Source organism: Aeromonas sp. R1-2, from assembly GCF_040908505.1.
Classification (GTDB): domain Bacteria; phylum Pseudomonadota; class Gammaproteobacteria; order Enterobacterales; family Aeromonadaceae; genus Aeromonas; species Aeromonas veronii.
The window spans coordinates 1-11,664 of sequence record NZ_JBFODU010000033.1; the positions used below are offsets into that span (position 1 = coordinate 1).

The window sequence follows — 11,664 nt, forward strand, 5'->3', positions numbered from 1 at the left end:
CCCAAGCGCCGTCCTATGCCCCACACCTCGTCCACCGGGGTGATAGCCATCAGCCGGGCACGGCGCAGCTCGTCACGCAAGTCCACGACGCCGCCAGTGGCAGGCCACTTCTTGGCTGCATAGTTGGCCAGCTTGGCGAGGGTCTTGGTGGGACCAATCCCGACCCCTACCGTTAGGCCGGTCCACTGCCACACTCGCTGCCGGATCTGTTGTCCATAGGCTGTCAGGTCACCGGCAAACGACTCCGACAGTGACAGGAATGCTTCATCAATGGAGTAGACCTCCAGCTCGGGGGACATGGTCTCCAACGTGCTCATCACCCTGCCAGACATGTCTCCATAGAGCGCGTAGTTGGAGCTGAATGCCACACCGCCATGCGCCTCGAACTGCTCGCGGATCTTGAAGTAGGGCCCGGCCATCTTGATACCCATCGCCTTGGCTTCGGGGCTGCGCGACACCACGCATCCATCGTTGTTGGAGAGCACCACGATCGGGCGGCCACGCAGCTCAGGGCGAAACAGCCGCTCACAGCTGGCGTAGAAGTTGTTTACATCAACGAGCGCTATAGCCATCACGCTGCCTCAGATTGCCAATCACATGGGTGACCACTCCGAACAACTCCAGGGAGAGGCTCATACAAGGGTCGATAGGCGCGAACGCCGGATTGGCTGGCAACAGCCGCAACCTCGGCTTGAGCTGCAAAGTCTTTACCGTGAAGCCGCCATCGAGTAGTGCAATCACCACATCACCATGGCGAGGGGTGAGGCTCTTATCGACCACCAGCAAGTCACCGGGAAAGATGCCGACCCCGGTCATGCTCTCCCCCTCGGCACGCAGATAGAAGGTGGCTGCAGGGTGCGCCACGCAGTGGGTGTTGAGGTCCAACTTCCCTTCCAGATAGTCGCTGGCTGGGCTGGGAAAGCCGCAAGAGGCGCGGTGCAAGAACAGCGGGATGGTCACCTCGGCGGGTGATGGGTCTGGGGTTAACAGCTTCATGGCAAAACACCTGTATTTATATACAGCCATTATAGCGCATCACCTTTGAACCAGCGCAAGTCCCGCATGCCAGTGATGGCGTACCATGGCGCCAACAAATAACAAAGAGGTCAGTATGAGTCACAATCTGTGTGCCCTACCGAAAGAGCAGCAAGAACGGGTCGAGGTCGAGAAGGCCGCCGCATATGCGGTATGGAAGGAGCGCAACGGTCACTTGGCCAGCGCAGAAAGCGAAGCGAACCAACATCAAGGTGAACTGGGTCGCTACTTCCTTGAGAAGGTCGCCTACTTCAAGTCTCGCTGACCCTATCAACACGTTCATCGGTGGCTATGCAGGTCACTAGCAACAAACCGCATTCCAAACAACTTAACGAGGTACGTATTGTGACGGCATTGGTAGTCAACTTGGTAGAGACCTACTCCAGCCGAGGTGCTTACAAGGGCGCCATTAGCGCTTGGCGGGTTTCAAGTGATATGGCCAACAAAATCTCCACCGTCATTGGGGTTTACAAGTCTCAAGTCGTGGTTGTCATCGAAGGCTGCCAGCTGAAACTCTCGACACCTGATGTCAATGAACTACACGATGACGGGTGTGATGGTCGTTACTTCGTGGTCGGTGGAGACGTTTACGAAGACACCAAAGCTTGGCTAAAGCCTCATCCGTGGCTATTCAAGTCACTGGCCAGCGTACAAGGCCCACGCTATTTGAGTCTTGAAGACGCAGGTCAGATACCATCAGGCAAGGTCATGCTCAGATAGCACAACCTGGTTATATATTGACCCAAATAAATAATGACAGTGTCCCGAGCTTGTTTCGATGCGGGACACTTATCGACCACCTGGCTCCACTCTTAGACTAAATAGGTTGAGCGGTACGTAATTCACCTTCTAATGCGACTCACCATAACCCTGAAAAATTTCCATTTTTTGCCCCCTGCCAGATGGCGTTTATTTTCATACATTGTCGCTATCCAGTAAGTCCACTGGAGATGACAAGGAGAACCATCATGAGCAATAACAAAAAGCCAATGACCCCAGAAGCCGTATCACGTATCCAGAGTGCTGAAGCGCGAACTAACGGAGGTGGGGTGAGTAAAGACAGCTTCACCGCTCGTGCACAAAAAACGGTTGCAGTTCCCCCGCTAAAACCAACAACGAAATAGTAAGGAAATCACATGTCTAAAAAGGATGACGACGATAACCGTTCGCGTCAATTAAACCCCGAGCATGATGCCTATTGGCAGAGTCGGGGCTACGATGAGCGTCCTGATGGGGAAGATGAATGATTTTTTCAGGGAGCCTATGGCTCCCTGCTGCCGATCGCTTCATTATAAAATCGTTGATAATGACTAAAGCATGTAACTTGAACATTATTAAATTCAGAGGAGTGCGTTACTTTAATCCATCTGGACAATATATCCGCAACACACCAAGCCGGCTCACAGTAATTAAGTACTTCAGCTTCGTCAAGGTCTTTCTTTTGTGATAGTTCCTCAAATGCACCAAAGAACCATTTTTGCACGGTTTTAAATTTCAGATTCCTTTCATTTGCATAAAACTGACGCAAGTTAGTTTTTATAGAGTCTTCATTACAATTAGCATACTTAGCAAATGCTTGATAACCTACCCTCTTAGACTCAAAAGCCTGAAGCAAGGGTTCAATTATACCTGACTTATGGGGTATCCAATCCTCAAGAGGAGACGTAGGCATCAGTTTTAAAAATAGAGACTTCTTATTCTCCATCGATACCTTGCTGTTAAAATCAGCGTCAAACGCGGCAAACACCTTAATAAACATGTAGATGTTTAGATAATGTAAAATTTTAGCCAGAGTCTCATTATCTTCAAGCTCTATACTTACATCACAATCATTGACAACCGACCCAACGCCCAGCTCAGTCAGACTTGACAATATCCAATCGTTATCAATTATTTTCTGAATTCGCTCTTGGCCATCAAGGCCATCCAAGCTATCTAATAACTCCAGTAATCTACCAAGCAGATGATTAGCTTGTATACATGTCTGCGGATAATACCCATTAATTTGTAACGCTTTAAATAAGGCAGGCCATTTAACCCGAGCAGAGAACTGAACCCTCAGAATAGGCTCGGATGACGGCTCCAGGTATTCAGGCTCTACACCCAGAGAAACAAGGCTTTCTTTTAATCTATGGAAAAACTTTTCAGCCTGAGGAGTTACCTTTACTGGTTCATTAAATGAAAAAAACTTCTTGAGTGTTTTTGCACATGGCGCATGCAACTTCCCTTCACTCAGTAATGGAGAGCTAAATATCCCATGGAAAAAATCCCCTTGTGAAGAAAAACCAAGCCATTCAATATACTGTTCCGGGTCATAAAGAAACATTTAATAGCCCCATCGGTTAAACGCCAGTGGCATCTTATTCAGCTTCTCTCGGTGCTCTCTCCAATTTGGCAAGTGCAAATCCATCAGGGAGATAAATCGCTGGTTATGTTTGCGCTCTAACAGATGCACCATCTCGTGAACAACAATAAATTCCAGACATTCAGGAGGCTTCTTGACTAATTCGAGGTTAATCCAGATACGAGCAGTATCTGTTTTGCAGCTACCCCACATGGTCTTCATGCGTTTGATACCGACAAAAGAAGGTGCAACCTTGAGCATCTCCCGCCACTTGGTAATAAGTACCGGAAGACGCTGGCGTAAAAGTTGACGATACCACTCTAGCAACAATGCCTCTCGACGAGCTGCATCGTAATGAGCGGGCACTCGCATACGGATCCAGCCCCCCTGCAACTTGACACTATGGTCCCCATCGGTCTGAATCACATCCAGCCGGTAACCTCGTCCCCATAAATAATGGGTTTCTCCACTACACATCTTGCGCTCGCTCTGACGCGGCTGTGCAACAAACGCAGCCTGCTGCTGTCGAATCCAAGCAAGTCGTCGCACCACTGCAACTCGAATGGCGGTATCTGACAAAGAAGCAGGCGCGGATACACGCACCCGTCCATCAGGGGGCAATACATTGATGTGCAGGTTTTTGATGCCCTTGCGCTGCAACTCGAACGTCAGCTCACCAAAGGTAACCAACGCCATCAGTGGTACTCCGGCTGAGCTTTTACCAACGTCATCACATCTGCGACTGTCACATTGTACTCTTTGATCACTTCGGCAATAGCAAAGGCAACCTCCCGCTCTTTGAAGCGATCACCGAGCCAGTCAGCCTTTTTGGTATATCTGACGGCTGTATCGATCTTGGTCACCAGCACTTCATCGCAGCCCAAATTGTCATATAGCGCACGCTTGGCCGATGTATCGACACTCGCTGGGTAGGTTTGTGCCCCCCCACTGGCTGGACGTTTCACCTTCATAGCCAGTTCTCGCACTTTCTCCAGATACTCCTGGTAAGAGATTGCCTGGGAACGACGTAGTTCAATCAGCTCATCGAGGAGCACCGACATCTTTTCGTAGTACTTGGGGTTAACCGGATTCTCGTCGACGATGGTCCGTCGCACGTTATTTTCAATCGCCTCAGCCATAGCCTCGGGATCTTTACGCAAGCCCTCTGGGGCGCCATCCAACGCCTGGGCTCCCCGTTCGATGATCAGCTCCAGCAATCCCAACTCTTCAAAGTCCATCAGTGTTTCACTGGGATCGGCATCAATATAGAGATCCAGCATCTGCCTCATCGCGGGCTCGAACTGCTTCATGTCTACGCGATCATGACTGGCCACTTTAATCATGTCGCGCACTTTGGTGTAATGCTCAACCTCATTGCGAATGGCAGTTGCCTGGCTCGAGCTATACCCAGCCTCTTCCATCTCACCAGCCAAGGCTGTGAATGCTCGGATAAGCTTGGCGACATATTGATAAAGTGTCAGACGCAGAGATTCCTTGTCGATCAACTCATCCTCATCTGCACCTGCGTCGCAACAGAAGTAATGCTGGTAGTCCAAATCTGAACGAGGTGCCTTGACCGGTTCACAGAGTGTTCGCACTACCTCCAGAGCGTCGTCAAGATCCTGCCGACCTTGGGCCAAGCGATCTTTGAGTAGCCCAGCGACATCCTCCTTGTCATAACCTTCAAACGCCTCGGCGGTATAATCCTTGACGGTCTTCTCAAGAGAACGAAACAGGTCCTTGTAATCGACGATATAGCCATACTCCTTATCGGCACCATCGAGCCGGTTGACCCGACAGATAGCCTGAAAAAGGTTGTGATCGGCCATCTTTTTATCGATATAAAGGTAGGTAGCCGAAGGCGCATCGAAACCAGTCAACAGTTTGTCGACTACAATCAGCAACCGCATTCGACCAGGTTCATCGATGAAACGCTGTTTGACCTTTGCCTCAAACTCCTCAACTCGCTTTCCAGCCTCATCCTCGCTCTGACCAAAAAAGTTCGCCAGCATCTTGCGATAAATGTGGTATTTGGCCAACTTCTCGGTCAACCCCTCCCCAGTCTCCTCCCCCTTGATGGTACTGGCATTAGGCTGATAGCTGGTGATGATGGCACACTTGTCTGCAAACCCCGCCTGACTGAACAACTCATAGCTTTTGCAAGCCTGATAAACGCTGGAACACACCAACATAGCATTGCCACGGCCATCAGCCAGACGCGGTTTGCGATCAAAATCGAGCAGGATATCGGCCACGATCTGCTCAAGCCGTGATCGGCTCGAGAGCAACTTCTGCATCGAGGCCCACTTCTCTTTAAGCTGCTGGCGACCAAGCCGGGAGAGCGCCTTGGTCTTCACCTCGAACCATTCATCCACCTTGGCCTGAGACTTGACCCGTTGGTCTATGTCACGGGCCTCATAACGCAAGTCCAGCACCACCCCATCGCTCACCGCCTCGTCGAACTTGTAGGTGTGAATGAAGGGTCCAAACACCTCCACCGACTTCTTCTTATCCTTCTTCATCAGGGGGGTTCCGGTGAAGCCAATAAAAAGTGCCTCGGGCAATATGCTCTTCATGGCCCCATGCAACTTGCCAGACTGGGTACGATGGCACTCATCCACAAACACAAAGAGTTTGCCCTTGGGAGCAAAATCAGCTGGCAGGCTTGCCTTTAGTTCGGCGATAAATTCATCGTCATCTCGCTCAGCCGTCTCACCTTCTTCTTCCGTGTGTCGGCCAAATTTGTGCACCAAAGAGCAAAGCAACCAAGGGTGTGCTTCATTAAGACGGCGTACCAGCTCGGCCCCACTCTTGGTACGCAGGATCTCCTCTTCAACCCCGGCAAATACCTTCTCTATCTGCTCATCGAGTTCAGTACGGTCTGTGATGATCAAGACTCGGCTATCAGCAACATTCTCTCGGATCCACTTGGCCAGCCACACCATAGTCAGGCTTTTACCGCTGCCCTGGGTATGCCAGATGATCCCGCCCTCATGGCGTGCAATAAAGCGCTTGGCCGCCGTAATACCAAAATACTGGTTATGGCGGCAGGTCTTCTTCACCCCACTATCGAACACGATAAAGTCGTGAATTAACTCAAGAAAGCGCCTCTTGTCGCAGAGCTGTGCAAGATGGCGATCCAACGGGTTTCCGTCCAGTGAAGAATCAGCCTCTTTCCACTCCAGATAGTATTTCTCAGGGGTTTTGATGGTGCCGTAGCGCAGGCCTTGGCTGTCATTACCCGCCATAACCAACTGTTGGGTGGTGAAAAAGTTGCGGATAAAGTCTTGTTGCTGGTTATCCAGGTTCTGCCGGATCCCCTCACCAATAGAGACAGTAGATCGCTTGAGTTCGATCACACCAAGCGCAATACCGTTAACGTAGAGCACCAGATCCGGCCGCTTGGTATTCTCCCCCGCGACAGTCACTTCCTCGGCGATAGCAAAGTCGTTAGCCTCTGGATTGGCCCAGTCCACCAGCCAGACCGTCTGATTCTGCTCACCTGCCCCGGCCTTTTCCTTTACACCGTAGCGCAGCAGGCGATAGACCTCTTTATTGGCATCATAGAGCTGGCGCCCTTCTCCCAAGCTGGCAGCACGCTCGAGCTGACGCAACACTCGGGGAATAAGCGCGGCATCCACCCCACGCCCAGCCAACCAACTGGTCAGCAAAGCGGGCTCGACATTACGATTGTTGGGCCGGGTGTGCCAGTCACCCAGATAGCGATAGCCCAGCGCCTCGATAAAAAATCGCACTACTCGCTGCTGGGTAGCTCGTTCAAGTTGGCCGACAGTTGTCACTGTTCTTATTACCTCTGATTATGCCAATTCAGGTTCAAACTCAGCATCTTGCGCTTCCGCCTCTGCACCATCAATTAATGCCAGTACCCGATCAAGAAAACGCTGTGCTTCATCTACATCTGTCGCTTGCCGCAGATAGTGAGGGATGCGTTCAACAAACTCAGAACGTGATAGAGGCTGATGCTCTAGCAAAGCCTCAAGCATGGCTGGCCGCAATAAACGACGATCCTCATCGACATCGGGGAACGCAACCTCAATCACATGCTTGGCAAAATGTCTGAGTTGCTCCTTCAGTCCCAAGCCTGGCACAAAGGAATTGACCAACTCGAATGAGCCCTCATCATTCTGCTCACTCGTCCCAACATACTCGTATGAAGGTAGGGCCACTTCGGGAGCCAATGTCTTAAGCTCATGGAGTTTGCGGATGATCGGTGACAGAACCTCGTCAGGGTTAATGAACCAGTCTGTGGACCAGATACGGCTAATTTTCCAACCCAAACGCTCCAACACCTCTTGGCGCAAGCGGTCACGGTCACGGGCAGATTTAGCAGAATGATAGGACGCACCGTCACACTCGATGCCCATTAGGTACCGACCTGGGCAACCAGGATCTTTCACTGCCAGGTCAATAAAGAATCCGGCAACTCCCACCTGTGGCTCACATTCAAACCCTGCACGCTTGAGTGCCTCCATTACAGCAACTTCAAAGTCGCTATCAGGAGCTCTCCCTGTATGGGTAACTACTGAATCCAATTTGCCATTTTCGGCAAACTGAAGGAAGCCTTTCAACGAAACAACCCCGAGTTTGCTGCTTTCACTAGTCACGACATCCTCAGAGCGCATTGAGCTAAACACATGCATCCGCTTCTTCGAACGAGTAAAGAGCACATTCAAACGACGCCAACCGACATCAGAATTGATTGGGCCAAAGCGTTGATAAACCTTTCCTCCATGTTCAGAGGGTCCATAGGTAAACGAAATAAAGATTACATCACGCTCATCCCCCTGAACGTTCTCGAGGTTTTTAACAAACAACGGTTCTTCCATGGCATATAAGCCATCGATTGCATCGTTGAATTCAGGCCTGTTGCGGCGCAGTTCATCGATCGCTCGCTCAATCTGATCGCGTTGCTTGGAGCTCATAGCAACAACCCCTAGTGACTCACCGGGTCTGTGTTGCGCATGATGAAGTACCGCTTCAGCAACTGCCTGGGCTTCTTCGATATTGTGTTGGTTAGAGAAACGCCCTTTCGACACGTAAGTAAATTTGATCCCATACTCCGGCGACTCAGCATTTGGGGAGGGGAATATAACCAAATCACTGTTATAGAAATGTCGGTTAGAGTAAGCAATCAGCTTTTCGTGCCGTGAACGATAATGCCAACGCAAACGCCTCATAGGGAACAGCGGTAAGGCCGCATCAAGGATGCTGTCGGTATCACTCAAAGCTGCAGCATCATCGTCATCTTCACCATCAGCACTACGGTCAAAGAAACTGGTTGGCGGCAACTGCTTAGGGTCCCCAACGACAACCAATTGCTTTCCTCTTGCAATGACGCCCAACGCATCCTCTGGTTTCACCTGAGATGCTTCATCCATCACAACCAAGTCAAATTCCATCCGTCCAGGTTCGAGGTAATGAGCAGCTGACATTGGCCCCATCATAAAACAAGGCTTAATAGCAACCAGAGCATTGCACGCTCGATTAACCAATTGTCTGATTGGAATGTGTCTGGCCTTTTTACCCAGTTCGTTTCTGATCAAGGCAAGTTCCGTATATTCACTTTTCTTACCCCCAGCATTCCCTTCTGGTATATGACGGCAAGCAATCTTTGCTGCAATTCGCAGACGCTGCAATTCAATCAGTTTTTTATCGTATTCTTTGAAAGACTCTTGCAATGCATTACGCTGGGAGCCTGAAACCTGCGTCAATTCTGGATGAGCAGTAATAACTTCTCGGGCCAATTGGTCATAAAGTGCCAATGCCAAACCTAGCTCGACTTTTTCAATAGGGAGTGTTCCAGAAAGCACGGCAGACCAGATACGCTGCAAGCCATTTTCATGCATTTGCTCGTAACAACGGATAAAGTTTACCCATCCATTCAACCAGAGAGGCTGTTGTATTGCCCTTGCATTTCTCTCTAATAATGTCCGAAGGGAACCATCTGTCGACTTGCTCCATTGAGTTATATCCAGCATCGTTTCTTGCGCATATGACGCAGCATGCTGGACCTGCTCACACCACACCATAGCTATTTGCGCACCATCACGACGGAGTAATTCGTAGTCGCTACCACTCTCCAGTGCTCTGATCCTGGTAGCCAAGGCTGCACAACTTATCTGCTCAACCAGTTTCCCAGCAAACTCCAACGTACTGTTGATAATACTCAAGGTTTGTTGATTGTCTTTATGTACCCCGAAAGCCAAGGGCTTTAATTGTGACAATACCCCCAAATGAGATTTGTCATTTTCAAGGGATGCCTGCAATACATTTATTTTCTGCAAAAGATCGGCAAAGTGTGTCATCTGCCCCAATGACATCTCTGGGCTGACAAACCACCCTTGCAAAGCGATCAATGTGTCTTGCACCTGCTGGCATGCTTGATTCAATACACCTTGATCACCTAACCAAGAAGCAGGCTCACTCAGAAGGCTGTAAATACGCGGCAGCAATTTGGCCTCGCACTCAGCTTGATTTACCAAGGCCCTTAATCTCGAGCTGATCTGAGATTTCTCGAACAGATGTACACCTTTTACAATCTCGCCATCCAGACCAAATAATCCCGTTCCTATCGCAACTCGCTTGCCAAAGCCAATGCCATAACAAGATCGGACTTTCTTGTACCAATCACGCAATTGCATTAGCTGTCCACAGTCTGTGTCCAGTCCACGATAGGCATTACCTAGGTGATCACCAAATGCCCTTTGCTCGAACTGCTGCTGTAATTCCGAGTACTTGACCAAATTAGCCGCCCAACGCTTCAACTCGGCAAACTTGGTTCCAGGTTGGCGAGATAGCCCCATGATCAAAGCCTTGGCATGACGCCAATCACTCTTGAACCATGCAAAGAAGCCTCCTTGCTGGATAACAGCAACAGCATGAGCGAGCGTTTCATGGGAAGGCAACCTGTCCAGTTGATACAAGTCAGATAAGTTATCTCTCAAGGGGCGCAATGCTTCGATCTGATGCATTAACTCAAGCAGTACTGCATCAATATCATCGTCATCAAAGAGTGGGTCACGAGCCTTGATAAGCTCTGTCGGCAAGGCGCCAATAATGGAAAGCAACTCTGCACAGAACAGCAATCCTGCCTGTGAATCATCAATGTATGATGCGATATCACTAGGTAAGGCACTTTTGAATTCGCTCAGTTGCTCGTAAATTGCTGACAACTCAGCGTGAATAGACTTAATGGACTCAAGGGCGTTGTTGCCTAAATCGATGCAGTTTGAAGGGAACTTACTGAGGACTCGGAGATCTGATCACCACCATCCTCTTCAAGTTTGCATCATGGGCACGTCGCTTCACCCCATCACCAACTGGCCTACATACAACAAGTCTTTGATTAACCGTGGTTCACTCACCTTCTGGGTTGATGCCGAAGCCATGAACAGCTGGTTTCACCACGACCATCATGGGCGCCGAGGTCGCAGCCAGCTTTACACCGACCAGACCATCTGTACCTTCCTGATGCTCAAGGGGATTTTCAACCTCACTCTACGGGCCACTCAGGGACTACTAGACTCCCTGTTCGAGTTGATGAATGTACCGTTGTGCGCACCGGACTATAGCTGCGTCAGCAAGCGAGCACGCTCGGTGACTGTGGCTTATCGACAGCCCCCAAAGGAACGTATTACCGACTTGGTTATCGACTCAACCGGGCTGAAGGTGTTTGGGGAAGGCGAGTGGAAGGTCAGAAAACACGGTTCGGAGAAGCGGCGAGTGTGGCGCAAGTTGCATCTGGCGGTAGACCCGGTGACCCACGATATCGTGGCGGCGGAAGTCTCACTGGAAAATGTCCATGATGCCGAGGTGTTGCCCACCTTGCTCAACCCTCTGCGGCGTAAGCTGGGACATGTTTATGCGGATGGTGCCTATGACAGCAAAGCCAGCCATCAGCTTATCTCGCGCAAAGGGGCGACAGCCTGTATCCCGCCTCGTAAGAGCGCGGGGTTATGGAAAAAGGGGCATCCAAGAAATGAGGCCGTGCTGGTGATGCGCAAGAAAGGGCTGGCGCACTGGAAGAAGATATCGGGGTATCACCGTCGCTCGCTGGCAGAGACGGCGATGTATCGGCTCAAGCAATTGCTGGCGGGGAAAATCAGTCTGCGTAACTACAACGGCCAAGTGGGAGAAGTCATGGCGTATGTTAGCGCCATAAACAAGCTGAATACCCTTGGTCTACCTGTCAGAAAGCCCCGAGTGTAGCGGTCACCAGGGGCTGGGGCAGTTGCTGCTTGATGGTTGATTTGGGAAACAACGCC

10 protein-coding genes are annotated in these 11,664 nt (G+C 50.4%); 4 read left to right on the top strand and 6 right to left on the bottom strand.

Annotated elements, in window-relative coordinates; genetic code table 11:
• The coding region (locus AB5Y76_RS13420) for a Y-family DNA polymerase (protein ID WP_368177738.1) at nt 1-572 on the bottom strand (572 nt) is incomplete at its 3' end.
• On the bottom strand, nt 553-996 hold the full coding sequence (gene umuD / locus AB5Y76_RS13425) for a translesion error-prone DNA polymerase V autoproteolytic subunit (protein WP_025327594.1): 444 nt from the start codon (nt 994-996) through the stop codon (nt 553-555). The genes AB5Y76_RS13420 and umuD, both read right to left, overlap by 20 nt.
• A 115-nt stretch (nt 997-1,111) precedes the next feature.
• On the opposite strand from umuD, the gene AB5Y76_RS13430 reads away from it, so the two are divergent.
• From AB5Y76_RS13430 to AB5Y76_RS13440, 3 genes are all read left to right on the top strand, one after another.
• The gene (locus AB5Y76_RS13430) at nt 1,112-1,300 is read left to right on the top strand and encodes a DUF3283 family protein (RefSeq protein ID WP_029303587.1); all 189 of its coding nucleotides are present in this window, start codon (nt 1,112-1,114) and stop codon (nt 1,298-1,300) included.
• 170 nt (nt 1,301-1,470) lie between these two features.
• Nucleotides 1,471-1,755, top strand: a complete 285-nt coding sequence (locus AB5Y76_RS13435) for a hypothetical protein (RefSeq protein WP_219277299.1) — start codon at nt 1,471-1,473, stop codon at nt 1,753-1,755.
• 248 nt (nt 1,756-2,003) lie between these two features.
• Nucleotides 2,004-2,159 (top strand): hypothetical protein, encoded by a 156-nt coding sequence (locus tag AB5Y76_RS13440; RefSeq protein ID WP_201956133.1) that lies wholly within the window; start codon nt 2,004-2,006, stop codon nt 2,157-2,159.
• A gap of 137 nt (nt 2,160-2,296) precedes the next feature.
• Here AB5Y76_RS13440 and AB5Y76_RS13445 read toward each other — a convergent pair whose 3' ends face one another.
• The 4 genes from AB5Y76_RS13445 to AB5Y76_RS13460 are packed head-to-tail and all read right to left on the bottom strand — an operon-like array spanning nt 2,297 to nt 10,572.
• Complete coding sequence (locus AB5Y76_RS13445) at nt 2,297-3,361, bottom strand: hypothetical protein (RefSeq protein WP_263717046.1); 1,065 nt, start codon at nt 3,359-3,361, stop codon at nt 2,297-2,299.
• Complete coding sequence (locus tag AB5Y76_RS13450; RefSeq protein ID WP_127005517.1) at nt 3,362-4,075, bottom strand: M48 family metallopeptidase; 714 nt, start codon at nt 4,073-4,075, stop codon at nt 3,362-3,364. It abuts the gene before it with no gap.
• Nucleotides 4,075-7,179 carry a type I restriction endonuclease subunit R gene (locus tag AB5Y76_RS13455; RefSeq protein ID WP_368177739.1) on the bottom strand — a complete coding sequence of 1,035 codons (3,105 nt, stop codon included), beginning with the start codon at nt 7,177-7,179 and terminating at the stop codon, nt 4,075-4,077. The genes AB5Y76_RS13450 and AB5Y76_RS13455 overlap by 1 nt, the downstream gene beginning before the upstream one ends.
• A gap of 18 nt (nt 7,180-7,197) precedes the next feature.
• A complete protein-coding gene (locus AB5Y76_RS13460; protein WP_368177740.1) occupies nt 7,198-10,572 on the bottom strand; it encodes an AAA domain-containing protein in 3,375 nt (1,124 codons plus the stop codon).
• Between the two features lie 118 nt (nt 10,573-10,690).
• On the opposite strand from AB5Y76_RS13460, the gene AB5Y76_RS13465 reads away from it, so the two are divergent.
• Nucleotides 10,691-11,608: an IS5 family transposase gene (locus AB5Y76_RS13465; protein WP_100645812.1), complete on the top strand. Its 918-nt coding sequence runs from the start codon at nt 10,691-10,693 to the stop codon at nt 11,606-11,608.
• Nucleotides 11,609-11,664: the final 56 nt, after the last annotated feature.